At 60.1% G+C, this 24,693-nt stretch carries 22 protein-coding genes; 11 read left to right on the top strand and 11 right to left on the bottom strand.

Features of this window, described 5'->3' with window-relative positions:
• Window positions 1-9: 9 nt before the first annotated feature.
• From ACA072_RS29000 to folE2, 3 genes are read right to left on the bottom strand one after another with little or no spacing between them, the layout of a single operon-like run.
• A complete protein-coding gene (locus ACA072_RS29000; protein ID WP_497622197.1) occupies window positions 10-876 on the bottom strand; it encodes a metal ABC transporter permease in 867 nt (288 codons plus the stop codon).
• Window positions 876-1,544: a metal ABC transporter ATP-binding protein gene (locus tag ACA072_RS28995; protein WP_497622195.1), complete on the bottom strand. Its 669-nt coding sequence runs from the start codon at window positions 1,542-1,544 to the stop codon at window positions 876-878. Before ACA072_RS28995 ends, ACA072_RS29000 begins: the two co-directional genes overlap by 1 nt.
• Window positions 1,541-2,437 (bottom strand): GTP cyclohydrolase FolE2, encoded by an 897-nt coding sequence (gene folE2, locus ACA072_RS28990; RefSeq protein WP_497622193.1) that lies wholly within the window; start codon window positions 2,435-2,437, stop codon window positions 1,541-1,543. Before folE2 ends, ACA072_RS28995 begins: the two co-directional genes overlap by 4 nt.
• A gap of 85 nt (window positions 2,438-2,522) precedes the next feature.
• Between folE2 and ACA072_RS28985 the strand changes: the two genes are divergently transcribed.
• Window positions 2,523-3,719: an N-acetylmuramoyl-L-alanine amidase gene (locus tag ACA072_RS28985; protein ID WP_497622191.1), complete on the top strand. Its 1,197-nt coding sequence runs from the start codon at window positions 2,523-2,525 to the stop codon at window positions 3,717-3,719.
• Here ACA072_RS28985 and ACA072_RS28980 read toward each other — a convergent pair.
• Window positions 3,716-4,093 carry a glutamine synthetase gene (locus ACA072_RS28980; RefSeq protein WP_497622189.1) on the bottom strand — a complete coding sequence of 126 codons (378 nt, stop codon included), beginning with the start codon at window positions 4,091-4,093 and terminating at the stop codon, window positions 3,716-3,718. The two genes, ACA072_RS28985 and ACA072_RS28980, sit on opposite strands and share 4 nt — an antisense overlap.
• Before the next feature lie 99 nt (window positions 4,094-4,192).
• On the opposite strand from ACA072_RS28980, the gene zigA reads away from it, so the two are divergent.
• Window positions 4,193-5,401: a zinc metallochaperone GTPase ZigA gene (gene zigA / locus ACA072_RS28975; RefSeq protein WP_497622188.1), complete on the top strand. Its 1,209-nt coding sequence runs from the start codon at window positions 4,193-4,195 to the stop codon at window positions 5,399-5,401.
• Window positions 5,401-6,051, top strand: a complete 651-nt coding sequence (locus ACA072_RS28970; RefSeq protein WP_497622187.1) for a DUF1826 domain-containing protein — start codon at window positions 5,401-5,403, stop codon at window positions 6,049-6,051. Before zigA ends, ACA072_RS28970 begins: the two co-directional genes overlap by 1 nt.
• On the opposite strand, the gene ACA072_RS28965 is transcribed toward ACA072_RS28970, so the two are convergent.
• Window positions 6,048-6,404, bottom strand: coding sequence for an NADH:ubiquinone oxidoreductase (locus tag ACA072_RS28965; RefSeq protein WP_497622186.1), 357 nt, complete (start codon window positions 6,402-6,404; stop codon window positions 6,048-6,050). The two genes, ACA072_RS28970 and ACA072_RS28965, sit on opposite strands and share 4 nt — an antisense overlap.
• 27 nt (window positions 6,405-6,431) lie before the next feature.
• On the opposite strand from ACA072_RS28965, the gene ACA072_RS28960 reads away from it, so the two are divergent.
• Window positions 6,432-7,397 (top strand): CobW family GTP-binding protein, encoded by a 966-nt coding sequence (locus tag ACA072_RS28960; protein WP_497622185.1) that lies wholly within the window; start codon window positions 6,432-6,434, stop codon window positions 7,395-7,397.
• On the opposite strand, the gene ACA072_RS28955 is transcribed toward ACA072_RS28960, so the two are convergent.
• Complete coding sequence (locus ACA072_RS28955; protein ID WP_497622184.1) at window positions 7,394-7,807, bottom strand: DUF3301 domain-containing protein; 414 nt, start codon at window positions 7,805-7,807, stop codon at window positions 7,394-7,396. The genes ACA072_RS28960 and ACA072_RS28955 overlap by 4 nt on opposite strands.
• Window positions 7,808-7,925: 118 nt before the next feature.
• Between ACA072_RS28955 and pdxY the strand changes: the two genes are divergently transcribed.
• On the top strand, window positions 7,926-8,798 hold the full coding sequence (gene pdxY, locus ACA072_RS28950; RefSeq protein ID WP_497314605.1) for a pyridoxal kinase PdxY: 873 nt from the start codon (window positions 7,926-7,928) through the stop codon (window positions 8,796-8,798).
• 117 nt (window positions 8,799-8,915) lie between these two features.
• Here the strand turns inward: pdxY and ACA072_RS28945 are convergent, their stop codons facing one another.
• On the bottom strand, window positions 8,916-9,398 hold the full coding sequence (locus ACA072_RS28945) for an acyl-CoA thioesterase (protein WP_010465381.1): 483 nt from the start codon (window positions 9,396-9,398) through the stop codon (window positions 8,916-8,918).
• 204 nt (window positions 9,399-9,602) lie between these two features.
• Between ACA072_RS28945 and ACA072_RS28940 the strand changes: the two genes are divergently transcribed.
• Complete coding sequence (locus ACA072_RS28940) at window positions 9,603-11,366, top strand: cation:proton antiporter (RefSeq protein ID WP_497622181.1); 1,764 nt, start codon at window positions 9,603-9,605, stop codon at window positions 11,364-11,366.
• A gap of 159 nt (window positions 11,367-11,525) precedes the next feature.
• Here the strand turns inward: ACA072_RS28940 and ACA072_RS28935 are convergent, their stop codons facing one another.
• The 3 genes from ACA072_RS28935 to uvrD all read right to left on the bottom strand — a co-directional run bounded on the left by ACA072_RS28935 (window position 11,526) and on the right by uvrD (window position 15,573).
• On the bottom strand, window positions 11,526-11,933 hold the full coding sequence (locus ACA072_RS28935; RefSeq protein WP_007943369.1) for an SMI1/KNR4 family protein: 408 nt from the start codon (window positions 11,931-11,933) through the stop codon (window positions 11,526-11,528).
• A gap of 271 nt (window positions 11,934-12,204) precedes the next feature.
• A complete protein-coding gene (locus tag ACA072_RS28930) occupies window positions 12,205-13,077 on the bottom strand; it encodes a Tim44 domain-containing protein (RefSeq protein ID WP_497449524.1) in 873 nt (290 codons plus the stop codon).
• A 312-nt stretch (window positions 13,078-13,389) separates the two neighbouring features.
• A complete protein-coding gene (gene uvrD, locus ACA072_RS28925) occupies window positions 13,390-15,573 on the bottom strand; it encodes a DNA helicase II (protein WP_497622179.1) in 2,184 nt (727 codons plus the stop codon).
• A 258-nt stretch (window positions 15,574-15,831) separates the two neighbouring features.
• Here uvrD and ACA072_RS28920 point away from each other — a divergent pair, with 258 nt between their 5' ends.
• The 3 genes from ACA072_RS28920 to ACA072_RS28910 all read left to right on the top strand — a co-directional run bounded on the left by ACA072_RS28920 (window position 15,832) and on the right by ACA072_RS28910 (window position 20,313).
• Window positions 15,832-18,705, top strand: a complete 2,874-nt coding sequence (locus ACA072_RS28920) for an EAL domain-containing protein (protein ID WP_497622178.1) — start codon at window positions 15,832-15,834, stop codon at window positions 18,703-18,705.
• Window positions 18,706-18,985: 280 nt separating this feature from the next.
• Window positions 18,986-19,852: a transcriptional regulator HexR gene (hexR, locus tag ACA072_RS28915; RefSeq protein ID WP_008027445.1), complete on the top strand. Its 867-nt coding sequence runs from the start codon at window positions 18,986-18,988 to the stop codon at window positions 19,850-19,852.
• A 251-nt stretch (window positions 19,853-20,103) separates the two neighbouring features.
• Entirely contained in the window at window positions 20,104-20,313 is a 210-nt protein-coding gene (locus tag ACA072_RS28910) for a PA3496 family putative envelope integrity protein (protein WP_401361616.1), read from the top strand.
• Here the strand turns inward: ACA072_RS28910 and ACA072_RS28905 are convergent.
• Window positions 20,255-21,217: a LysR family transcriptional regulator gene (locus ACA072_RS28905; protein WP_497622176.1), complete on the bottom strand. Its 963-nt coding sequence runs from the start codon at window positions 21,215-21,217 to the stop codon at window positions 20,255-20,257. The two genes, ACA072_RS28910 and ACA072_RS28905, sit on opposite strands and share 59 nt — an antisense overlap.
• Window positions 21,218-21,407: 190 nt before the next feature.
• Here ACA072_RS28905 and ACA072_RS28900 point away from each other — a divergent pair, with 190 nt between their 5' ends.
• Together ACA072_RS28900 and oadA are read left to right on the top strand one after the other, a co-directional pair.
• Entirely contained in the window at window positions 21,408-22,823 is a 1,416-nt protein-coding gene (locus ACA072_RS28900; RefSeq protein WP_462032624.1) for an acetyl-CoA carboxylase biotin carboxylase subunit, read from the top strand.
• Between the two features lie 11 nt (window positions 22,824-22,834).
• Entirely contained in the window at window positions 22,835-24,643 is a 1,809-nt protein-coding gene (gene oadA, locus ACA072_RS28895) for a sodium-extruding oxaloacetate decarboxylase subunit alpha (protein ID WP_497622174.1), read from the top strand.
• Window positions 24,644-24,693: the final 50 nt, after the last annotated feature.

The raw sequence follows: 24,693 nt of genomic DNA, 5'->3' as shown, positions 1-24,693 counted from the left end.
GAAAGTACCTCATTGGGATGAGAGCAAAGGCGGGCGGCGCAGCAAGCCGTGCACCGGACCGAACACCACGGACAGCACATACAAACCACCAGCCACCAGCACGATCGCCGGTCCGCTGGGCAGCGAGTAGTAGAACGACAGCAGCAAACCGAGCCACACCGAGAGGCAGCCGAGCAGAGCGGCGATCGCGATCAACACCGGCAAACGGCGACTCCAGAAGCGCGACGCGGCGGCGGGCAACATCATCAAACCGACCACCATCAATGCACCGATGGCCTGGAAGCCGATCACCAGGTTCAGCACCACCAAGGTCAGGAATACGCCGTGCGCCAACGGACCGAGGCGGCTGACGGTTTGCAGGAAAAGCGGGTCGAGGGTGTCCAGCAACAACGGTTTGTAGATAAGCGCCATGGCGATCAGGCTGAACCCGGTGACCCACAGCATGCCTGTCAGCGTCGGCCCATCGACTGCGAGTGCCGAGCCGAATAACAGGTGAAGCAGGTCCAGACGTTTGCCGGCGATGCCGAGAATCAGCACGCCGCTGGCGAGGGAAATCGGATAGATCGCGGCGAGACTTGCGTCTTCGCGCAACCCTGTACGGCGGGTGATCCAAGCGGCGAGTCCGGCCATGCTCAGGCCTGCGCCGAGGCCACCGAGGGTCAGTGCCGGCAGACTCAAACCGGCGAACCAGAAGCCGAGCGCTGCGCCGGGCAGGATACCGTGAGCCACCGCGTCGCCGATCAGGCTCATGCGCCGAAGGATCAGAAACACGCCCAACGGAGCCGTGCTGCAGGCCAGCACCAATCCACCAAGGAGTGCCCGGCGCATGAACACGAACTCGTGAAAGGGTTGCCAAAGATGAGCGGCAGCGAGCATCAGGCCACCTGCGTTTGCGGTTGTTGGTGGATCAACTCGGTGCTGGGTCCAAGGACGCAGCCGCTGCTTTTGATCAGCAAGCTTTGTGGAATGTGTTGGCGAACCGCGACCAGGTCATGACACACGACCACCAGGGTTCGACCTTCGGCGTGCCAGGCATGGAGGTGTTTCCAGAGTAGCGCTTGGCCCAGTTCGTCGAGCGCGGCGTGGGGTTCGTCGAGCAACAGCAACGGCGCCTCGGCGAGGCTCAGGCGGGCGAGCAGAGCGCGCTGTAATTCGCCGCCGGAGAGGGCCATCAACGGGCGCTGTTCGAGACCAGTGAGGCACCAGTTTTCCAGCACGGTGTTGAGGCGTTGGCTGCGTAGCAATGGTGATTGGTTACTGCCCCAGAAACCGGCGGCTACCAACTCCTGGAGGCTGATGGGGAATTGCCGATCCAGATGTTGTTGCTGGGGAAGAAAGGACAGCGAGCCCTTGCGTGGAACGTCGAGGATGATTTTTCCGGTCAGTGGCTTTTGCAGCCCTGCGATGACTTTCAACAGGCTGCTTTTACCCGAGCCATTGGCCCCGATCACGGCAGTCAGACTTCCTTTGGGCAATTCAATATCCACGGGCGGCGTGAGCGGTTGGCCGGGCGCACCCCAGCGCAACGCCTGGCAGCGGATCATGCGGCCTCCCAATTCCATCGGCTTTCGGCGACGGCATCGTGAGCGTGGAGGCTTTCGGCGTGGACGACGCGTATGTGGAAAGCGTTGATGCCGGGGGAGCGTTTCAGGGCCAGATTCAAGCGGCGTGCAGCGTCCTCGCAGAACATCAGATTTTGACCATTGGCTAGGGCGAAGGCCTGTTCGTCAGCGCGCTTTACAGCGGTTTGCACGGCGGTTCCCAGCGCCGCTTCGGCGTCGTTGATGAGCGCAATCAGCGGCAAGTCATCCAGATAGTCATCTAGCTGCAGCCGTAAAAGTGCATGGCTTCGTTGGCTGTGAGGTGTTGCCACGATGCCGTTTGTAGAACCTAGCCAGGCCAATACATCGGCGTGTTGCAGTGACTGGTTGGCGAAGTCGTCGACGAATTGTTGCTGAATCAACTGTCGTGACAGTGCGGCTGAACAGGGGCAGGTTGAGGAATATGGAACGTCGATTTTTAGTTCCACGTGGAACATTGCGTTTTTCAACCGCGCTTCGATGCTCACCGGATACGTTTTCCATCCGGTCAATGGGCTGATCAGCGCTGGCCTTTTGAGCAGTAAATCCGTATCAATTTTTAAGTAGGCGGTGTTGGATAGGCCTTCATGACTGCCGAGAAACCGTTGCAAGACTCGCCGCAAAAGCGCAGGTGTCAGGTTTTCCTGCTCCAGCATTTCCAGCGCCAAATACAGCCGGGACATGTGAATGCCGCGTGCTTCTCCATCATCGAGGCTCACACCTGCGTCAGCCTTTGCACTCAACCGTTGACCATCGAATAGAACTGGAAGAGCAATGCCGCACATGCCCACCCATTCGAGTGGCAAGGCTTGGCGTGAAGCCTGCGCGGCGATATCCGGCAGAGTCAGCGCATTCATGAGCAAGTCCATCGTGGGAATTGATATCACATGTTATGTTATTACATTAAAATCGACTACGCCTTTTTCACGAGCGGCTTTCAAAATGCACAGACGTCACTTGCTCAAATGGATACTGGCCAGCGCAGCCTTCGCTTTACCTTTCAGCGTTTTGGCCGCGCAGATTCGCAACGCGCGGCTCTGGCGTTCCGATGACAAGCTGCGGCTGGTATTCGATTTGAGCGGGCCGGTGCAGTACAAAACCTTTTCACTGAGCGCTCCCGAGCGGCTCATCATCGATCTGAATGGCGCCAGCCTCAGCGGCGACTTCAGTCAGCTGGCACTCGGCAATACGGTCATCCGTTCGATCCGCTCCGGGCATTTTGGCCAGGGTGATACGCGGATCGTCCTCGACCTCAGCGCTCCGGTGCAGCTCAACAGCTTTCTCCTGCCGCCGCAGGATGGCCAGGGCGATCGGCTGGTGCTCGATCTGAAGTCGGCAGCGTCGTTGCCCGTTGTAATTGCATCTGAGGCGAGCGTCGACAAGGGTCACCCCAAACGCGACATCATCGTGGTGGTCGACCCGGGTCACGGCGGCAAAGACCCTGGCGCGGTGGGCGCCAAAGGGGAGCGCGAGAAAGACGTCGTCCTGTCGATCTCTCAGCTTTTGGCCAAGCGACTGAAACGCGAAAAGGGCTTCGATGTGAAGCTGGTGCGCAACGACGACTTCTTCGTTCCGCTGCGCAAGCGTGTCGAGATCGCCCGCAAGCACAACGCCGATATGTTCATCTCGGTGCATGCGGACGCGGCGCCGCGTCTCACCGCTTCAGGTGCCTCGGTATATTGCTTGTCGGAAGGTGGCGCCACCTCGGCCACGGCGCGATTCATGGCGCAGCGGGAGAACGGCGCGGACTTGTTGGGCGCCACCAGTCTGCTCAATCTCAAGGACAAGGACCCGATGCTCGCCGGGGTGATTCTCGACATGTCGATGAACGCCACCCTCGCCGCAAGCCTGCAATTGGGCAGCACCGTCCTCAGCAGTTTGGCGGGCATCACCACGTTGCATCAGAAGCGCGTAGAGCAAGCGGGATTCGCAGTGCTGAAGTCACCGGACGTGCCGTCGATTCTGGTGGAAACCGGCTTCATTTCCAACGCCCGTGACAGCCAGCGGCTGGTGACCGCTCGCCATCAGCAGGCTGTGGCTGACGGATTGTTTGAAGGGTTGCAGCGTTACTTTCAGAAGAATCCGCCGCTCAACAGTTACATCGCCTGGCAACAGCAGCAGAAAAAAGCTCAGGCCTAGCAGCCGGCAATCCGGCTGCACGTAAACTTGGCGCTGCTGCCGCCGGAGCTGGAAAAACGATTGATCGTCGTCCATCCGACCCGCCGGTTGTAACCGACCCAGGCTTCGCCGTCGGAGGCGATACCGGTGAAGAAGGTGAGTTGTCCGTAGCGGCTGTTGGTCTGCGCCCAATAGCGTTTGCCCACTCTTTCGAAACCGCGCAAATAGAGCGTGTTGCCGACGGTGTTGACGCTGTAGGCATTGCCGCCGGCATCCACGCAGGCGAGCAGATTGGCGCTTCGGGTGCATGTGGCCAAGCTTGGGATTTGCGCCCAGGCATCTACGGCTAGCAACAGCGAAAAGCTTATCAGCGCTGATTTCAGGGCAATACGCATGGACATTCTCGCGGACCGGGCTGGCTTGATTGCATTGTTATACTATAACATTGAATTCAGCCCGGCACTGCGATCGGGCATCCCTGTGAGGAATTCCTGATGCCCAATCGTCTCCCCGTGACCGTCCTGTCGGGCTTTCTCGGCGCCGGTAAAAGCACGCTGCTCAACTACGTATTGCGTAACCGCGACAACCTGCGAGTCGCCGTAATCGTCAACGATATGAGCGAAATCAACATCGATGGCAGCGAGGTCCAGCGCGATGTCAGCCTCAATCGCGCCGAAGAAAAACTCGTTGAGATGAGCAATGGCTGCATTTGCTGCACCCTGCGCGAAGACCTGCTCGAAGAAGTCAGCAAGCTCGCCAGGGACGGGCGTTTCGATTACCTGTTGATCGAATCCACCGGCATCTCCGAGCCATTGCCCGTGGCGGAAACGTTCACCTTCCGTGATGAGCAAGGGCAGAGCCTGGCCGACATCGCGCGGCTCGACACCATGGTCACGGTGGTCGACGGCATGAACTTTCTGCTCGACTATCAGGCCGCCGAAAGCCTCGCTTCCCGCGGTGAAACATTGGGCGAGGAGGACGAGCGCTCGATCACCGATCTGTTGATCGAGCAGATCGAATTTGCCGACGTGATCCTTATCAGCAAGATCGATTTGATCAGCAGCCGCGAGCGCCAGGAATTGATCGCGATCCTTGAACGCCTCAACGCACAGGCGGAAATCATCCCGATGGTCATGGGCGAAGTCCCCTTGCAGAAAATCCTCAACACCGGTCGTTTCGACTTTGAGAAAGCGGCCCAGGCACCAGGCTGGTTGCAGGAATTACGCGGTGAACACGTGCCGGAAACCGAGGAATACGGCATCGCCTCGACGGCCTACCGAGCCCGCCGACCGTTTCATCCGCAACGCTTTTTCAGCTTCATCGATAGGCCGTGGGTGAACGGCAAACTGTTGCGCTCCAAAGGCTTTTTCTGGCTGGCCAGCAAGCACATGGACGCCGGTAGCTGGTCCCAGGCCGGCGGATTGATGCGCCATGGTTTCGCTGGGCGCTGGTGGCGTTTCGTGCCGAAAACCCAGTGGCCGCAGGACGAAGAAAGCACGGCCGGAATCATGGAAAACTGGACCGCCGCCACCGGCGATTGCCGCCAGGAACTGGTGTTCATCGGCCAGAACATCGACTTCGTGCAACTCACCGCCGAACTCGACAATTGCCTGCTGACCGATGATGAAATGGCCTTGGGTGTGGAAGGCTGGCGCTTGCTGGCAGATCCGTTCGGTCCTTGGCACGAAGAAGTGGCCGCCTGATGTTGGCGCCCAGTCTGAAACTGCGGCCGGTCGTTCATCAGGTCCAGGGTGAAACACCGCAAACGCTGACGCGAATCCTTGATGACGGCGTAAACCTCGCCGTCTGGCAACGCCAGCTACCAGCGCACATCAGTGATTTCGGGTGCTTGCTGCTGTCCCTGAACGAACCGCTGGCCGAGTCGCTGGTCCTGGAACTGTCCAGCGATGACGCCGAACCCGATCTGCAGGGATTGGCCTCAGGATTCAGCGATCTCGAAGGGTATGCCGGATTCATTGCCGACGTGTCCTGGCTGGTCAGCGCGTTCGCCTGTCTATTGGGCGCGAGGCGCATCGGTCTGCGCGTGCGGGTCCTGGACAAGGCCATGTGTCCACGGTTTCACGTCGACCATGTGCCGGTGCGGTTGATCACTACGTATTCCGGCATCGGCAGTCAGTGGCTGAAAGAAGGGGTGATGGATCGCCGGCAGCTGGGCAAGCCTGAAGCCGAACCCACCGTTGATTCGCTGATCGAGCAAATCGTCAGCGGCGACGTGGCACTGCTCAAAGGCGAGAAATGGCACGGCAATGAAGGTTTCGGCCTGATCCACCGTTCGCCGCACCCCGCGCCGGGCGAGCGCCGTTTGATCCTGACCCTGGATTGGCTGGCTTAAGGCTTGAGCCAGTTGCCCTGGCTCTGGCCTTCGCAAAACGGCTTCAGATACGCCGCGTCGGTCGCCACGCCGTAATAGTGAATATCCTGCCGGTAAGGCATATTGGCGACTTGGGCGTTGTTGCACACGCCGAACGCGCCGGTGGGGCATTGGTCGACGTATTGCACCTCGACTTTCTGCCCGGGAAGGTTCGGTTGGCAGAAACCGTCGGCGAAGAGCTTTTGCGGGATGTTGCGGTTCTGCTGGCAGACTTTTACGTCGAGTCGCTCGGCCGTGCTATGTACCACGCAAGCCTGGGCCAGCGCCTCGCCGGAACACAGCGCCAAGAGCATCGCCAATCCCATCAACCGCATCCATTACCTCCTCAGAAAACATCGACCATGTTGCAGAACATTCCCACTCACGTCATTACCGGCCCGTTGGGCGCCGGCAAGACCAGTCTGATCAAGCACCTGCTGGCTCAACGGCCAAGCGGCGAGCGCTGGGCGGTGCTGATCAACGAATTCGGGCAGATCGGCCTCGATGCAGCGCTGCTGACCCAGGACGCTGATGGTATCGCACTGGGGGAAGTGGCCGGGGGCTGTTTGTGTTGCGTGAACGGTGCGCCGTTTCAGATCGGCCTCGGGCGGTTGCTGCGCAAGGCGCGGCCGGATCGGCTGTTCATCGAACCTTCCGGTTTGGGGCACCCGGCGCAGTTGCTCAGGCAGTTGAGTGAGCCGCCGTGGCAAGGCGTACTGGCGGTACAGCCTTGTGTGCTGGTTCTGGATGCCCAGGCGCTCGCCGCTGGCAAGCCATTGCCCGACGCGCAACAGGAGGCGTTGAGCAGTGCCGGTTTGTTGGTGCTGAACAAGGCGGAAGGTCTCGACGTCAATGATCGCCAGCGAATCGCCGCGCAACTACCTGCTTGTCCTTTGTACTGGACGCAGCAAGCGATCTTGCCGTTGAGCAAACTACCGGGGCTTGGCGCTCAGGCGGTGGCGGGTGTGGATAACTTCGTCGTGCCCAAGGGATTGGCGCAAATGCCGGCCATCTGGACTGATCCTGCGCTGCCGATTTGCCTGAGTCAGGCGCAGGAGGGCGGCTGGAGCATCGGCTGGCGCTGGCACCCGACTCAGACTTTCGATGTGGCGCGCATTGGCCAGTGGCTTGAAAGCCTGGCCTGGCGGCGGGCGAAGCTGGTTATCCACAGCGTCGACGGTTGGGCGTCGGCGAATGGGCTGGATAACTCGGAACTGGAATGGCAGCCCAGCGAATGGCGCCAGGATTCGCGGATCGAGTTGATATTCAGTGAGGCGCAGGATGTTGAATTACTGCAAGGAGCGTTGGACGACTGCCGGTCGGGTTAAGGACGCCACTTGGTGTGTTCTTGCCGCCACTGACTCAGTTCGATCACTTCAGCACGAGGCTTCACGACGTCAGCCACAGCAGGCGTGTCGTCGAACGGCATCGGGTAGGGTGCCAGTTCGATCTGCGCACTGTGGGCGCCGAACTGGGTGATGGTGCCGTTGTGGCGGGTTTCGCCGGTCACGGTGAATTCGAAGTTATACACACGGGCCAGGCGCCGTCGGTCGTTGGCGTCTTTGATGAACGCGATCTTCTTCAACGCCACGTTGCCGTCCAGCAACTCGATGCCGAGCTTGGTGCAATGCAGTTTGACCCGTTCCAGCGCGCGCTCGCGCAAGCCGTGGTTGTGCCACAGCCATGCGCCGCCAGTGGCGAGCAGCATCAGCACGAAGATATTTCCGAGGGTCAGCATCAACAGGTTGCTCCAACAAGATAGTGCCAGCTTAACTGCGTCGCCGGTCTGTCGTACAGGCCGTGTTTCGTCGCATACTGCGCGGCTCGAATTTCAATCGTTTTACGGAACTCACCGCATGAAACGTACGCCCCATCTGCTCGCCATTCAGTCCCACGTGGTGTTCGGCCACGCTGGCAACAGTGCCGCGGTTTTCCCGATGCAGCGGGTCGGGGTGAATGTCTGGCCGCTCAACACCGTGCAGTTCTCCAACCACACGCAATATGGCCAGTGGACCGGTGAAGTGCTGGCACCGCACCAGATCCCCGATCTGGTCGAAGGGATCGCGGCGATTGGCGAACTGGGCAATTGCGATGCGGTGCTGTCCGGTTACCTCGGCAGTGCGGCCCAGGGCCGGGCGATCCTGACCGGCGTGGCGCGGATCAAGTCGATGAACCCCAAGGCGTTGTATTTGTGCGACCCGGTGATGGGCCATCCGGAGAAGGGTTGCAGCGTGCCGGCTGAAGTCAGCGATTTCCTGCTGGAAGAGGCGGCTTCGGTGGCGGACTTCATGTGCCCGAACCAGTTGGAGCTGGACAGTTTCTCGGGGCGCAAGCCGCAGTCGCTGTTCGATTGCCTGGCGATGGCGCGAGCGCTGCTGGCGCGCGGGCCGAAGGCGGTGTTGGTCAAGCATCTGGACTATCCCGGCAAACCGGCGGATGGCTTCGAGATGTTGCTGGTGACGGCTGAAGGCAGCTGGCACCTGCGTCGTCCGCTGCTGGCGTTTCCGCGTCAGCCGGTGGGCGTTGGCGACCTGACGTCAGGGCTGTTTCTGGCGCGTGTGCTGTTGGGCGACAGCCTGGTGGCGGCCTTCGAGTTCACGGCGGCGGCGGTGCATGAAGTGCTGCTGGAAACCCAGGCGTGTGCCAGCTACGAGCTGGAACTGGTGAGGGCGCAGGACCGGATTGCGCATCCGCGGGTGAAGTTTGAAGCGACTGCGATTAGCCTCTGAATCTGCGGTGAGCCCATTCGCGAGCAAGCCCGCTCCCACATTGACTCTGTGAACGACGCAGATCAAATGTGGGAGCGGGCTTGCTCGCGAATGGCTATCTGAAGTGGTTAACAGACTTCAGGCATCACCCTTAATTTCCTGATACCGCTTTTCCAGTTCCTGCCGAATCTGCCGACGTTGCTGGGCCTGCATGAAGCGGCGCTTGTCTTCGCTGTTCTGCGGTTGCAGCGGCGGAACGGCAGCCGGTTTGCGGTCGTCATCCACCGCCACCATGGTAAAGAAGCAACTGTTGGTATGGCGCACCGAGCGCTCACGGATGTTTTCGGTCACCACCTTGATGCCCACCTCCATGGAGGTGTTGCCGGTGTAGTTGACCGAGGCCAGGAAAGTCACCAGTTCGCCGACATGAATCGGCTCGCGGAAAATCACTTGGTCCACCGACAAGGTCACCACGTAGCGGCCGGCGTAACGGCTGGCGCAGGCGTAGGCCACTTCGTCGAGGTATTTGAGCAGGGTTCCGCCGTGAACATTGCCAGAGAAATTGGCCATGTCGGGGGTCATCAATACCGTCATCGACAGCTGGGCGTTTCCGGGTTCCATAGCGTTCTCACGGGTCAAGGCAGAATGTCGGAAGGGGCGGCACCTCTGCGGGTGCCTGGTCGGCTTTTTCAAACCACAGTTATCGGGACGCCGGGAGGGTGGTCGCCGTCACGCCGGATCGATCTGTTTCCATATATTGCACCGCCTTTCTGGCGGAAGTCGCGGTGTTAACCTCCGAAAGCCCACCTCAAGGAGACCCACACCATGCATGCCATCAGTTTTATTCAGGATCTGGCAGTGATCATGTTGGTCGCAGGTGTGGTGACCGTGCTGTTCCACCGCTTCAAACAGCCGGTGGTGCTGGGTTATATCGTCGCCGGCTTCATCATCGGCCCACACACGCCGCCGTTCAGCCTGATCCACGACGAAGAAACCATCAAGACGCTCGCAGAACTCGGGGTGATTTTCCTGATGTTCTGCCTGGGCCTCGAGTTCAGCCTGCGCAAGCTGTTCAAGGTCGGCGCCACAGCGTTTATCGCGGCGTTCCTGGAAATCGTGCTGATGATCTGGATCGGCTACGAAATCGGCCAATGGTTCGATTGGAACACCATGGATTCCTTGTTCCTCGGCGCGATCCTGGCGATTTCCTCGACCACCATCATCGTCAAGGCGCTCAACGACCTGAAGATGAAGAACGAGCGCTTTGCCCAGCTGATCTTCGGGGTATTGATCGTCGAAGACATCCTCGGCATTGGCATCATTGCCTTGCTCTCAAGTATCGCGGTCAGCGGCACCGTTAGTTCCGGTGAAGTGTTTTCCACAGTGGGCAAGCTCTCGCTGTTCATGATCGTTGCATTGGTCATTGGTATCTTGCTGGTGCCGCGATTACTGGCCTACGTGGCGAAGTTCGAGAGCAACGAAATGCTGCTGATCACCGTGCTGGGCCTGTGTTTCGGCTTCTGCCTGCTGGTGGTCAAGCTCGAATACAGCATGGTCCTCGGCGCGTTCCTGATCGGGGCGATCATGGCCGAGTCGCGGCAATTGCTGAAGATCGAGCGCCTGATCGAGCCGGTTCGCGACCTGTTCAGTGCAATCTTCTTTGTGGCTATCGGCTTGATGCTCGATCCAATGATCCTGCTGCAATACGCCTGGCCGATCGCGGTGATCACCGTGGCCGTTGTGCTTGGCAAAATGTTTTCCTGCGGCCTCGGGGCGTTTATCGCCGGCAATGACGGACGCACCTCACTGCGCGTGGGGATGGGACTTTCGCAGATTGGCGAATTCTCCTTCATCATCGCCGCGCTGGGCATGACGCTGCAGGTCACCAGCAACTTTCTCTACCCCGTCGCCGTGGCGGTCTCGGTCCTTACGACGTTGCTGACGCCGTATCTGATCCGCGCGGCTGATCCGCTATCGATCAAACTTGCCGCCGTGATGCCACAGAGACTGGGTCGAGTGTTGGGGATGTATGGCGAGTGGCTGCGTAGCATCCAGCCTCAGGGCGAGGGCGCGTTGCTGGCGTCGATGATCCGGCGGATTCTGTTGCAGGTCGGGGTCAATCTGGCGCTGGTGATTGCGATCTTCTTTTCGGGCGCGTACTTCGCCAAACGCATGTCCATTTACCTGCAAGACTGGATCAGTGATCCGAGCTGGCAGAAAGCGTTGATCTGGGGCGGGGCATTGCTGTTGTCGCTGCCGTTCCTGATCGCCGCCTATCGCAAGCTCAAGGCGCTGTCGATGCTGTTGGCGGAGATGGGCGTGAAGCCCGAGATGGCGGGGCGCCACACGCAGCGAGTGCGCCGGGTGATCGCCGAAGTGATCCCGATCCTCTCGCTGCTGGTGATCTTCCTGCTGCTGGCAGCCTTGTCGGCCAGTATCTTGCCGACCAACAAGTTGCTGGTACTGATCGCCGTGGTCGCCGCCGCGGTGGCGGCTCTGCTCTGGCGCTGGTTCATCCGCATACACACGCGGATGCAGGTGGCCTTGCTCGAAACGCTGGACAACCACAAGGAATCGTCCGGGCATTGAAATTGGACCTGTAGCAGCTGGCGTAGCCTGCGTCCGGCTGCGCAGCAGTCGCAAAATAAAGCAATGAAGTGTTTCAGACTAACCGAGTCGAGCATTTACGACTGCTGCGCAGCCGGACGCAGGCTACGCCAGCTGCTACAAAGTCGGCGTCAAGCCCGATCAGCTTTCCAGCCAGACGTCCCGTGCCCAATGCCACACCGATTCCCAGGTTTCTTCGGCAATCAGTTCTTCCTCGGCCTGCCACAGCACCACGGTGCCATCTTCTTCGACGAGGTAGTAATCGTCACCGTCCTGGCAGATCGGGATCATGCTGCGGTCAACGCCAGCGTCCCAGGCGTTGGCAGCAACGTCCGGCAGGTAGGTGTGGGATTGCGGGTCGGTGACGGTCACCGGCTCCAGGCTGCCGTAGACGACGTCGCTGACGGTCAGCAAAAACTCTCTGAAGACGAAGGGAATGTCGATGAACAGTTGTTCCTCGATTTCCACGATCTGGTCTTCGTCAGGCAACTCCAAGGGGACCGGTACCGGTTCGTTGGCTTCACGCAGTTGTTCGATGATTTCTTCCACGTCCGGGATCCTCTTGCTTGATGGCGCGGTTTAGTTGGGGCGGTTTATACAGTAGCTCGCTATAGATGCAACCGCGAAATAGAAAAACCCCGGCAAGCCGGGGTTTTCATTACAGCATGCTAGGTTCTGCCTGGAACGTGCCTGCGCGTCGATCATACTGCGTTAAAAACAAGCTCGGAATGCTCATTGACTAACGTCAACTCCGCTTCCTCGCTTGTTTTTGCCTTGTCTGATCTTAGCTCGGCACCTTCCAAACAGAACCGGGCGGTTATCAGCCGTTCTGGCGGATACCGGCCACCAGCCAAGGCTGGTTTTCGCCCTGCGGACGTTCCATGTTCCAGCTTTCGCTGAACACTTCGCCCTGGTCGAAACGTGAAGTCTTCGACACGCCGCTGAAGGTCAGGGTGGCGATGGTCTTGTCGGCACGATCATCCACGCCGTCCAGTTGAACATTGAGGTTATCAATGTAGGTGGACTGGAAAGCCTCGCCCAGGTCGGCACGTTCGCGCTTGAGGAACTCCAGCAGTTGCGGGGTCACGAACTCGGCGATCTTGTCCATTTCGTTGGCGTCCCAGTGTTGCTGCAGGGACTGGAAGTGGTTGCGGGCCGCTTCAATGAAATTCTGTTCATTGAACCAGGCCGGAGCGTTGATCACCGGACGAGCGGCAGCAGGTGCTGCCGAGCCGCCAAAGATCGAACCCATGCCTGCTGGCTTCTGCTCGAACACTTCACGCTGCATCGGCGCGCCGGCCGGAGCCAGGTGCTCCTGTTGCTTGCGACGACGAGCGGCGATGAAACGGAAGACCAGGAAGGCAATGACGGCCATGATCAGGATGTCGAAAATCTGCATCCCCTCGAAGCCGCCGCCCATGAACATGGAGGCCAGCAGGCCACCGGCAGCGATGCCGGCCAGAGGGCCGAGCCAGCGCGAAGCACCGCCGGCCTTGGCGGCAGCGCCAGCGGCACCGGCCGCACCCGCAGTGGCGGCAGCACCGCCAGCGGCAGAAGAAGGAGCCATTTGGCTGGTCTGGTGAGTCGGCGCAGCGCCGGAGCTCTTGCCGCCACCAAAGCGCTTGGCGTTGGCGTCGAGGCTCATCGTCAGGCCGATGCACAACGCCATGGCGATGCTAAGAAAACGTTTCATAAAGGGAATTCCCATTTGTGGATGGCACGCGCGCCATGTTGCACAGCTGAAGTGTTACTGGCTAGCGGCAGAGTGTTTCGGGCTTTTGCCTGACAGGTTGCGTTCAGCTTCAGTCAGCGCAATAAGGCCTGTTAACTTTGGTCTGTAAGACGAGTGGATAAGTTCTGTAGGAATAGGCCGCAAAGGGCGAAGCGCAGATAGATCGTTCCCACGCTCTGCGTGGTAACGCCGCCATGGACGCTCTGCGTCCACTGTGACGCGGAGCGTCACGGGATGCATTCCCACGCAGAGCGTGGGAATGATCAGGCCGTACTAAATGGCTTCCAGCTTGGCGTAACCGAGCATCAGCCACTTGCTGCCTTCGCCGAAGTTCACCTGCACCCGGGCCTGAGCACCGGCGCCCTCGAAGTTGAGGATCACGCCGTCGCCGAACACCGAATGGCGCACGGCCTGACCGAGGCTGAATCCGGTGTCCGGGATCTCGCTGCCGCCAAACAGGCTGCTGGAACTCTGTTGCTGACCCCCCCCGAACGGACGGCTGACGCTGTTGGACAGCCGCACTTCCTGGATCAGGCCTTTCGGCACTTCCCGTACGAAACGCGACACCTTGTTGTAGGTCTCGCTGCCGTACAGACGTCGGGTTTCCGCGTAAGTCATCACCAGGTTCTGCATCGCCCGGGTGATGCCGACGTAGGCCAGACGGCGCTCCTCTTCAAGACGGCCCGGCTCTTCCAGGCTCATTTTGTGCGGGAACAGGCCTTCTTCCATGCCCACCAGGAACACGTAAGGAAATTCCAGGCCCTTGGCGCTGTGCAAGGTCATCAGCTGAATGCTGTCTTCGTGCTCGTCGGCCTGAGTGTCCCCGGCCTCCAGCGACGCGTGGCCGAGGAATGCCGCCAATGGCGTCAGGTCTTCATCTTCTTCAGCGTTTTCGAAGTTGCGCGCGGCGCTGACCAGTTCCTCAAGGTTTTCTACCCGGGCCTGGCCTTTCTCGCCTTTTTCCGCTTCGTGATAGGCAATCAGCCCCGACTGTTCGATGACTGTCTGAGTCATCAGGTGCAGCGGCATTTCCATGCACTTGGCGGCGAGGTTTTCGATCAGCTCGATAAACGCACCAAGAGCGCCGGCTGCGCGACCGGTCAGGCCTTTATTGGCGACCAGCAATCGCATGGCTTCCCACATCGACACATCGCTGTGGCGTGCATGGTCGCGAATCGCTTCGACGGTTTTTTCGCCAATGCCACGGGCCGGGACATTAATGACCCGTTCCAGCGCCGCATCGTTGCCGCGACCTTCCAGCAAACGCAGGTAGGCCATGGCGTTCTTGATTTCCGCCCGTTCGAAGAAGCGCTGACCGCCGTAGATGCGGTATGGAATGCGCTCACGCAACAATGCTTCTTCCAAAACGCGGGATTGGGCGTTGGAGCGGTACAAAATCGCGATATCGCTGCGGGCCAAGCCGGTTTTCAGCGCGCTTTCGATGGTTTCCACCACGTAGCGTGCTTCATCGTGTTCGTTGAACGCGGCGTACAGATTGATCGCTTCGCCTTCGCCGCCGTCGGTCCACAGCTCTTTGCCCATGCGCCCGGTGTTATTGGCGATCAGGGCGTTGGCAGCCTTGAGGATGCCGGCGGTGGAGCGGTAGTTCTGCTCCAGGCGAATGGTCTCGGCATCCGGGAAGTCGTCGGAATACTGATAAATGTTCTCGATTTTCGCGCCGCGCCAGCCGTAGATCGACTGATCGTCGTCGCCCACCACCATCAAGCTGTCGCCGCCCTTCGCCAGCAAACGCAACCAGGCGTACTGCACGGCGTTGGTGTCCTGGAACTCGTCCACCAGAATGTGCCGGAAGCGCTTCTGATAGTGCGCCAGCAGGCCCGGATGATCGCGCCACAGGTCGAGGGCACGCAGCAGCAATTCGGAGAAGTCAATGACGCCGGCGCGCAGGCAAGCGGCCTCGTAGGCCTCATAGATGCTGCGCATGGTCGCCAGGAACAGGTCGCCGCTGGCTTGAATGTGTTGCGGGCGCAGACCTTCGTCTTTTTGCCCGTTGATGAACCACTGGGCCTGACGGGCCGGCCAGCGTTGCTCGTCCAGCCCCAGCTCGCGGATCACCCGCTTGACCAGCCGTTGCTGGTCGTCGCTGTCGAGAATCTGGAACGTCTGGCTCAGGCCGGCTTCCTGCCAGTGCGCCCGCAGCAAGCGGTGCGCCAGGCCGTGGAAGGTGCCGACCCACATGCCGGCCGGGTTGATACCCATCAGTTGCTCGATGCGATGACGCATCTCGGCAGCAGCCTTATTGGTAAAGGTCACCGACAGGATCGAGTGGGGCGAGGCGTTCTCGACCTGGATCAACCAGGCGATACGGTGCACCAGCACTCGGGTTTTACCGGAACCAGCACCGGCCAGGACCAACTGACGACCCACGCGGGCAGCTACGGCCTGGCGTTGGGCATCGTTGAGGGAGTTCAGCAGAAGGGAGAGATCATCGCGCATCGGGGCATTCTAGGGTGCGCCGTCACACCGGGCAAACCGAGCTTTGCATTAGCCGATGAAAGAAGCACGAATGACGACCGGTCGGTCACTGGCTGCAAGCGTTGGCGGGGCTCGCTCGAAGGGTTTTCAGGGGGCGGCGGGGGCCTGAAATTTTGTCGATTTTATGATCCGGGGCAGTTTGGTAAGGGCATTGGCTTGTGTATGCTCCGTCCACGTTTCGGGCTCATGCTCATCATTATAAGAACAAGAACATTGCCTATGACCCTCAGCTCCGACCTGTCGGGCCCCTCTGTGGAGCCTCGGGTTATCCGCAAGCAGTACGCCATGGAAATGGCGGTCGAGCGCACGCGCCTGCTTTACCAGGGCTCGCTGCTGCCTACGCTGTTCATGCTGATCAACGGTCTGGTCTGCGCCGGATTGCTCTGGAGTCCGCAGCGCTATTTCATCGTCAGCGTCTGGCTGATCTGGCTTTTATCGCTGGTGGCCTTGCGGGTGATTCAAGTCGCAGCGTTCGATTCGGCCATTCCCAACCGCCAGGCCCATCCGGTCTGGCGTCGTATGTTCCTGCTGGGCTCTGCCATGACGGGCCTGACCCTGGCCGGTGCCGGCATTGCCCTGGTTCCCGCCGACAATTTCATGCAACAAGCCTGGGTGTTTGGCCTGATCGGCGCCGCCGCACTGTCGGCCAGCGTCGCCTACGCGGTCAGCCTTCCGGCATTTCTGTCCTTTACCTTGCCCTGCCTGCTGCCTGCCATCGCCTATCTATTCTGGGGCGGCGATCAACAAAGCCAGGGTTGGGGCTGGTTCGGGCTAATTTTATTGGGTGCGTTGAGCGTGGTGGCCTGGCAAGTCAATCGGCTGATCGACAGCGGCTTGTTGCGACGCTTTCAGAATCAGGCCCTGATCGAACACTTGCAGCAGGCACAGAGTTGCAGCGACCAACTCAATCACGAACTGGCCAAAGAGATTGATCACCGCCGCTGCGCCGAAGACAAATTACGTGAAGCCCAGGTCGAGTTGGAAAACCGTGTCGCCCAACGCAGTCTTGAACTGGACGCGGCCAACCAGGCCCTGAGCAAGAGCGAAGCGCGGCTGGCGCTGGCGTTGAAGGCCAGTGAACTCGGGTTGTGGGACTGGAACCTGCAAACCGACGAAGTCCATCACACCCAGCTTCAAGAGTTGTTCGGCCTGGAGCCGGAATTCGTGACCGCGATGCTCAGCCACCTCAAGCCGCGTCTTCACCCCGAAGACTTGCCGTCGCTGCGCCGTGCCCTGGTCGAGCATTTGAAAGGCCGCAGCGAGGATTACCAGATCGAATACCGCGTGCGGCATGGCGACGGTCACTGGGTCTGGATCGAGGACCGCGGGCGAGCGGTCGAGCGCAGCGAAAATGGCCGGGTGATCCGCATGGTCGGCACCCGCCGCGACATCAGCGCGAGCAAGGGCCAGGAAGAACAGCGCCAACTGGCGGCGACCGTGTTCGAGGCGGCCAGCGAAGGCATCGTGATTTTCGACCCGAATTACGCGCTGATCGCAGTCAATCAGGCATTCAGCCGCGTCACCGGCTACGACATTGAAGACATGCTTGGGCGCAACGTCGTCGAATTGCCGTGCAGCCGCGATGCGCGCCGGCACTACGGCGCGATTCATCATGCGCTGGAACAGCACGGCACCTGGCAGGGAGAACTGGTGGAGACCCGCAAGAACGGCGAGCTCTATCCGCAGTGGCTGCAACTGAACGCTGTGCGAGATGCTCGGGGAAAGGTGAGCCATATTGTCGGCTTCTTCGCCGATCTGTCCGCGCGACGGGAATCCGAAGAGCGCATGCGTTACCTGACCCATTACGACGAACTCACAGGCCTGGCCAACCGTTCGCTGTTCCGCGAACGGCTGCGCGAGGCGCATCAGCGAGTGCGTCAGGGCGGGCGTCGCAGCCTGGCGCTGCTGCATATCAACCTGGATCGTTTCAAGCTGCTCAACGACAGCCTTGGCCATGAAGTCGCCGACCAGTTGCTGCAGAAAATGGCTCGGCGGCTGGTCAACGCATTGCCCGAGGCAGACACCATCGCGCGGCTGTCCGGTGACGAATTTGCGGTGATCTTCGATGCCTACGGCAACCTGTCGAGCCTGGCCCGCGTGGCGACCCGATTGTCGACCAAACTACGGCTGCCGATCACCGTCGATGGCCATGAGCTGGTGGTCAGCGCCTCCATGGGCATCAGCATGCTGCCGGACACCGCCCGGGAAATTTCCGCGCTGGTCAGCCAGTCGAATATTGCCATGCAACACGCCAAACATTTGGGCGGCAACAACTTCCAGTTCTATACCGAAAGCTTGCAGGCCAGCACCCTTGAACGATTGCAGCTTGAGAATCAGCTGCGCAAAGCCATCGAAGAAAAGCAGCTGCAAGTCTATTACCAACCCAAACTCTGTCTCGCGACGGGCCGCCTGAACGCTGCCGAAGCCCTGGTGCGTTGGGATCATCCGACCATGGGCCGCGTGCCACCGGGGGACTTTATCGGTCTGGCCGAGGAAACCGGCTTGATCGGTCCGATCGGCGAATTTGTGTTGCGCCAAGCCTGTTGGCAGGCCTGCGAATGGCAACGGCAGGGGCTTGAGCCGATTCGCGTGTCGGTCAATTTGTCGGTGCATCAATTGCGCCAGGGCAAACTGGTCAGCCTGGTGCGGCAGGTGCTGGAAGAAACCGGCCTGGCGCCGCACTACCTGGAGCTCGAACTCACCGAAAGCCAGTTGCTGGACAGCGTCGAGCACATCATCGCGACGTTCCAGCAGTTGCGGGATCTGGGCGTGAAGCTGGCGATCGACGATTTCGGCACGGGTTATTCGTCCCTGAGCTATCTCAAGCGCATTCCCGTTGATTACGTGAAGATCGATCAGGCGTTTATTCGCGGTCTGGGGCAGGGCAGCGAGGACGCAGCGATCACCCGGGCAATCATCGCCATGGCGCATGGCTTGTCGCTGAAAGTAGTGGCTGAGGGTGTCGAGCGGGCAGACCAGCTGGAATTCTTGAAAGCCGAGCGTTGCGATGAAGTGCAGGGTTATCTGATCAGTCGTCCAGTCGAGGCCGATGACCTGGCTGCACTTCTACAACACGACACAAAACCCTTGTAGCAGCTGCCGAGCAGCGCGAGGCTGCGTCCGAGGACGGAGTCCTCGCCGAACCTGTGCACGCGGTCTACCTGAAACACTGCGTTGTCTGAATTTACGATTGCTGCGCAACCGAACGCAGCCTTCGGCAGCTGCTACGCGGGCTGCAGTGCTACATGGAGCGCATGTGGCGTGGAATGGGGACATCGAGTTACGCATTGAGCAGGCAAAAAGCCGATTCATGTAGTATAACTACAAGCTTGCTACATATCCGGCCCCTGCCAATAACAAAGAGTCGACCCCTTTGAATCTGCTGCAACACATCGCCCAGTCACGCCACCTCTTACGCAAGTCGGAGCTCAAGGTCGCCGACCACGTGCTGCTTGATCCGGCGGCGGTGATGCACAGCTCCATGGCCGACCTGGCCCACAGCGTGGGCATCAGTGAGCCGACCATCGTGCGCTTCTGCCGCGCCATCGGTTGTTCCGGATTCCAGGACCTGAAGCTGAAGCTGGCGCAGAGCCTCGCGGCGGGCGCGAGCTTCGGCCAGTTTGCGATTCATGAAGACGATTCGGTTGCCGACTACAGTCTGAAAATCTTCGACACCACCCTGCACACCTTGATGGAGGTTCGCGAGAAGCTCGATCCGGTGGAGTTGCAGCGGGCTGTGTCGCTGATGTCCCAGGCACAGCGCGTCGAGTTCTACGGCTTTGGTGCGTCGGGCGCGGTGGCGGCGGATGCCCAGCACAAATTCTTCCGTTTGCTGCTGACCGCGGCGGCGTATTCCGACCCGCACATGCAGGCGATGTCAGCGGTCACCTTGAAACCGACCGATGTGGCGATCTGTATTTCCCAGTCCGGGCGCTCCAAGGATTTGCTGATCACGGCGAATCTGGTGCGTGAAAGCGGCGCCTCGTTGATCACTCTGTGCCCGAGCCAGACGCCGTTGGCCGAACTGTCGACCGTCAACCTGGCGATCGATGTGCACGAAGACACTGAAATCTACACCCCGCTGACGTCGCGTATCGCTCACCTGGTGGTGATCGACGTGTTGGCGATGGGCGTGGCCATGGCGCGCGGCCCAAGCCTGGTCAACCACCTCAAGAGCGTCAAACGCAGCCTACGCAGCTTGCGGCTGTCGCCCAAATCGGTGAAAGCGCTGGACGATTGATACTGATCCGAGATGGCTGGAAGGTCGTTCCGACCTTCATTCGCGGGCAAGCCCGCTCCCACAAGGATCGGCTGCGTTGCTCAAATTGAGTGAGCACCACCGAACCCTGTGGGAGCGGGCTTGCCCGCGAAGGCGTCCTCAAGAACACTACATCACCCAGCAATATTCACATCCCTGTAACGCGCAAGCCGCCAAACCGTCATCCCGCGCGCCTATCTTGAAACTCCCGTAATCGCCTTGGGAGACTCGAAATGGCCCAGCCCTACGAAGAACGCAACAGCGCCGTCAAAACCCGCCGTCAGCAAGAAGATCAGCGCCGCATGGAATTTCGCCGCGCCATCGAAGATCGCTGCGAACGCCGTCAGCTGCTGGCCGAGATCGGTGATTTTCCTGAGCTTGAGCTCAATTACTGGCAGGCAGCTCCCGCAACTTCCCGTCGAAACGCTCAACCAGCGCGCTGATCTGCACCCGCTCGCTGCGGATAAACGCAAGGAACGCGTGCGCCACCGGTGACAGCCGTTTTGCCTTGGCTTGCACCAGGCACCAGCTGCGATACAACGGCAGTTCTTCGACCGGTAACTCGATCAGTCCGCCGGTCGCCAACTCAAGGTTCAGGGCGTGGCGCGTCAACAGCGCGACGCCCAGACCCGCCAGTACACATTCACGCTGGGCTTCGGCCGATGCAACCTCCTGGGTCTGGTTGAAGTGCACGCGCTTCTCCTTGAAATACTCCTCGCACGCCATTCGCGTACCGGAACCGGGTTCGCGCAGCAACAGGGTGTAAGGCTCGAGGTCCTGCAGGCGCAGCGGCCCCATGTGGCACAGCGGATGGTCCGGCGGGGCCACGGCCACGATGGGATTGTTGAGGAACGGCAGGAACTCCAGACCCATGTCCTGCGGCACCATGGACATGATCACCAGGTCGTCGCGGTTGTCGGAGAGGCGCCGAATCACCTGCCCTCGGTTGACCACCGTCAGTTGCAGATTCACTTCCGGATGCTGGCGCTTGAACGCGGCAAACAGGTGCGGGACGAAATACTTGGCGCTGGATTCCACCGCCAGTTTCAGCTGGCCCTGCAATGATCCCTGCATGTCCGAGAGTTGCATGTCGAGGTTTTCCAGGCGCCCGAAAATGTCTCGACTGGCACGTTGCAGTGCTTCGGCGGCCTCGGTCATGTAGAGTTTTTTGCCGACGTAATCGAACAAAGGCTGACCAATCAGCTCTTCAAGTTGACGAATCTGCAGGCTCACGGCAGGTTGTGTGAGCGACATTTCGTCGGCCGCTCGGCTATAGGATCGCAAATCACAGACCTCATTGAAAATCTGCAATTGACGCAATGTCATACGCATCAATGACTTACGCATTATCTAGATGCTCCCGCCCCTGGCTGATGAATCAACTATAAGTCTTTACTTATGGCTAACCCAATTATTAATCATTTTTGTTAATCCCTTGTGGGGGCTAGTGTGGGGCTGCGACTAAATCGAAACATTTAGTCACGCGTCGACCTGGCCTAGCAGGTCGTGGGTACCACCGGCTCAAGGGAACCTCCAAGTGATAAAAAAGATCCTGATCGCCAACCGTGGTGAGATTGCCGTACGAATCGTGCGTGCCTGCGCCGAGATGGGCATTCGCTCGGTCGCGATCTATTCCGACGCCGACCGCCATGCCTTGCATGTGAAGCGTGCGGATGAGGCCCACAGCATCGGTGCCGAGCCACTGGCCGGTTACCTGAATGCGCGCAAGCTGGTGAACCTGGCTGTGGAAACCGGTTGTGATGCGTTACACCCCGGCTACGGGTTCCTCTCGGAAAACGCTGAACTGGCCGACATCTGCGCCGAGCGCGGCATCAAATTCATTGGTCCATCGGCTGAAGTCATCCGCCGCATGGGCGACAAGACTGAAGCACGCCGCAGCATGATCAAGGCCGGCGTGCCGGTCACGCCGGGCACCGAAGGCAACGTCGCGGACATCGCCGAAGCGTTGGTCGAAGGCGACCGTATTGGTTATCCGGTGATGCTCAAGGCCACTTCCGGTGGTGGTGGTCGTGGTATCCGTCGCTGCGACAGCCGCGAAGAACTCGAACAGGCTTTCCCCCGCGTGATCTCCGAAGCCACCAAGGCCTTCGGTTCCGCGGAAGTGTTCCTGGAAAAATGTATCGTCAATCCGAAACACATCGAAGCGCAGATCCTCGGCGACAGCTTTGGCAACGTGGTGCACCTGTTCGAGCGTGACTGCTCGATCCAGCGCCGCAACCAGAAACTCATCGAAATCGCGCCAAGCCCGCAGCTGACCCCGGAACAGCGCGCCTACATCGGCGACCTGTCGGTGCGTGCGGCCAAGGCTGTGGGTTACGAGAACGCCGGTACCGTGGAGTTCCTGCTCGCCGAGGGCGAGGTGTACTTCATGGAGATGAACACCCGGGTGCAGGTGGAACACACCATCACCGAAGAAATTACCGGCATCGACATTGTGCGTGAGCAGATTCGCATCGCGTCCGGCCTGCCGCTTTCGGTGAAACAGGAAGACATCCAGCACCGCGGTTTCGCACTGCAATTCCGGATCAACGCCGAAGACCCGAAAAACAACTTCCTGCCGAGCTTTGGCAAGATCACCCGTTATTACGCGCCCGGCGGCCCCGGCGTGCGCACAGACACGGCGATTTACACCGGCTACACCATTCCGCCGTACTACGACTCCATGTGCCTGAAACTGGTGGTCTGGGCGCTGACCTGGGAAGAGGCGATGGACCGTGGCTTGCGCGCCCTCGACGACATGCGTCTGCAAGGCGTCAAGACCACCGCCGCGTACTACCAGGAAATCCTGCGTAACCCGGAATTCCGTAGCGGCCAGTTCAACACCAGCTTCGTTGAAAGCCACCCTGAACTGACCAACTACTCGATCAAGCGCAAACCCGAAGAGCTGGCCCTGGCCATCGCCGCCGCCATCGCCGCCCACGCAGGCCTGTGAGGAATAAAACAATGTCCAAGAAAATCCACGTTACCGACACAATCCTGCGCGACGCCCACCAATCGCTGCTCGCGACCCGCATGCGCACCGAAGACATGCTGCCGATCTGCGACAAGCTCGACAAAGTCGGCTACTGGTCGCTGGAATGCTGGGGCGGCGCGACCTTCGATGCCTGCGTGCGCTTCCTGAAAGAAGACCCGTGGGAACGTCTGCGCCAACTGCGCGCCGCGCTGCCTAACACACGTCTGCAAATGCTGCTGCGTGGCCAGAACCTGCTGGGCTACCGCCACTACAGCGACGACGTGGTCAGGGCGTTCGTCGCCAAGGCCGCGGTCAACGGCATCGACGTCTTCCGCATCTTCGATGCGATGAACGATGTGCGTAACCTGCGCACGGCCATCGAAGCGGTGAAAGCGGCGGGCAAACACGCCCAAGGCACCATCGCGTATACCACCAGCCCGGTGCACACCATCGATGCGTTCGTGGCCCAGGCCAAACAAATGGAAGCCATGGGTTGCGACTCGGTGGCGATCAAGGACATGGCCGGCCTGCTGACCCCGTACGCCACCGGCGAACTGGTCAAGGCGTTGAAGTCCGAGCAGTCGCTGCCGGTCTTCATCCACTCCCACGATACCGCTGGCCTGGCCACGATGTGCCAACTCAAGGCCATCGAAAACGGTGCCGATCACATTGACACCGCGATCTCCAGTTTCGCCTCGGGCACCAGCCACCCCGGCACCGAGTCGATGGTTGCTGCCCTTAAAGGCAGCGAGTTCGACACTGGCCTGAACCTGGAACTGCTGCAAGAGATCGGCCTGTACTTCTATGCCGTGCGCAAGAAATACCACCAGTTCGAAAGCGAGTTCACCGCCGTCGACACCCGCGTTCAAGTCAACCAGGTACCGGGCGGGATGATTTCCAACCTGGCCAACCAGTTGAAAGAGCAGGGCGCCCTGAACCGCATGGCGGAGGTGCTGGCCGAAATCCCGCGGGTTCGTGAAGACCTCGGCTTCCCGCCGCTGGTGACCCCTACCTCGCAAATCGTCGGCACCCAGGCGTTCTTTAACGTGCTGGCCGGCGAGCGCTACAAGACCATCACCAACGAAGTGAAGCTCTACCTGCAAGGCGGCTACGGCAAGGCACCGGGCACCGTGAACGAAAAACTGCGTCGCCAGGCGATCGGTAGCGAAGACGTCATCGACGTGCGTCCGGCCGACCTGCTCAAGCCGGAGATGACCAAATTGCGTGCCGAAATCGGCACCGTGGCCAAGTCTGAAGAAGACGTGCTGACCTACGCCATGTTCCCGGACATCGGTCGCAAATTCCTCGAAGAACGCGCTGCCGGCACCCTGACTCCAGAGGTACTGCTGCCGATTCCTGAAGCAGGCGGCGTGGCCTCGGCCGGTGGCGAAGGCGTGCCGACCGAGTTCGTCATCGACGTCCACGGTGAAACCTACCGCGTCGACATCACCGGTGTTGGCGTCAAGGCGGAAGGCAAGCGTCACTTCTACCTCTCCATCGACGGCATGCCGGAAGAAGTGGTGTTCGAACCGCTCAACGAGTTTGTCGGTGGCGGCAGCAGCAAGCGCAAGCAAGCCTCGGCTCCGGGTCACGTCAGCACCACCATGCCGGGCAACATCGTCGACGTGCTGGTCAAGGAAGGCGACACCGTGAAAGCAGGGCAAGCCGTGCTGATCACCGAAGCGATGAAGATGGAAACCGAAGTCCAGGCAGCTATCGCCGGCAAAGTCGCCGCCATTCACGTGGCCAAGGGTGACCGGGTGAACCCGGGCGAAATCCTGATCGAGATCGAAGGCTGAGTTAACAGCCTCGATACACCGTTTTAAACCTCGGGGGGGCATGTGCTCCC

The sequence above is a fragment of the Pseudomonas sp. LBUM1656 genome, from assembly GCF_059716065.1.
This window is presented reverse-complemented; position numbering and strand designations above follow the sequence as displayed.

Bases quoted from the DNA above. Each gene is read 5' to 3' on its own strand.
- ACA072_RS29000 (WP_497622197.1), bottom strand. From the start codon at position 876: ATGCTCGCTGCCGCTCATCTTTGGCAACCCTTTCACGAGTTCGTGTTC.
- ACA072_RS28995 (WP_497622195.1), bottom strand. From the start codon at position 1,544: ATGATCCGCTGCCAGGCGTTGCGCTGGGGTGCGCCCGGCCAACCGCTC.
- folE2 (WP_497622193.1), bottom strand. From the start codon at position 2,437: ATGAATGCGCTGACTCTGCCGGATATCGCCGCGCAGGCTTCACGCCAA.
- ACA072_RS28985 (WP_497622191.1), top strand. From the start codon at position 2,523: ATGCACAGACGTCACTTGCTCAAATGGATACTGGCCAGCGCAGCCTTC.
- ACA072_RS28980 (WP_497622189.1), bottom strand. From the start codon at position 4,093: ATGCGTATTGCCCTGAAATCAGCGCTGATAAGCTTTTCGCTGTTGCTA.
- zigA (WP_497622188.1), top strand. From the start codon at position 4,193: ATGCCCAATCGTCTCCCCGTGACCGTCCTGTCGGGCTTTCTCGGCGCC.
- ACA072_RS28970 (WP_497622187.1), top strand. From the start codon at position 5,401: ATGTTGGCGCCCAGTCTGAAACTGCGGCCGGTCGTTCATCAGGTCCAG.
- ACA072_RS28965 (WP_497622186.1), bottom strand. From the start codon at position 6,404: ATGCGGTTGATGGGATTGGCGATGCTCTTGGCGCTGTGTTCCGGCGAG.
- ACA072_RS28960 (WP_497622185.1), top strand. From the start codon at position 6,432: ATGTTGCAGAACATTCCCACTCACGTCATTACCGGCCCGTTGGGCGCC.
- ACA072_RS28955 (WP_497622184.1), bottom strand. From the start codon at position 7,807: ATGCTGACCCTCGGAAATATCTTCGTGCTGATGCTGCTCGCCACTGGC.
- pdxY (WP_497314605.1), top strand. From the start codon at position 7,926: ATGAAACGTACGCCCCATCTGCTCGCCATTCAGTCCCACGTGGTGTTC.
- ACA072_RS28945 (WP_010465381.1), bottom strand. From the start codon at position 9,398: ATGGAACCCGGAAACGCCCAGCTGTCGATGACGGTATTGATGACCCCC.
- ACA072_RS28940 (WP_497622181.1), top strand. From the start codon at position 9,603: ATGCATGCCATCAGTTTTATTCAGGATCTGGCAGTGATCATGTTGGTC.
- ACA072_RS28930 (WP_497449524.1), bottom strand. From the start codon at position 13,077: ATGAAACGTTTTCTTAGCATCGCCATGGCGTTGTGCATCGGCCTGACG.
- uvrD (WP_497622179.1), bottom strand. From the start codon at position 15,573: ATGCGCGATGATCTCTCCCTTCTGCTGAACTCCCTCAACGATGCCCAA.
- ACA072_RS28920 (WP_497622178.1), top strand. From the start codon at position 15,832: ATGACCCTCAGCTCCGACCTGTCGGGCCCCTCTGTGGAGCCTCGGGTT.
- ACA072_RS28910 (WP_401361616.1), top strand. From the start codon at position 20,104: ATGGCCCAGCCCTACGAAGAACGCAACAGCGCCGTCAAAACCCGCCGT.
- ACA072_RS28905 (WP_497622176.1), bottom strand. From the start codon at position 21,217: ATGCGTAAGTCATTGATGCGTATGACATTGCGTCAATTGCAGATTTTC.
- oadA (WP_497622174.1), top strand. From the start codon at position 22,835: ATGTCCAAGAAAATCCACGTTACCGACACAATCCTGCGCGACGCCCAC.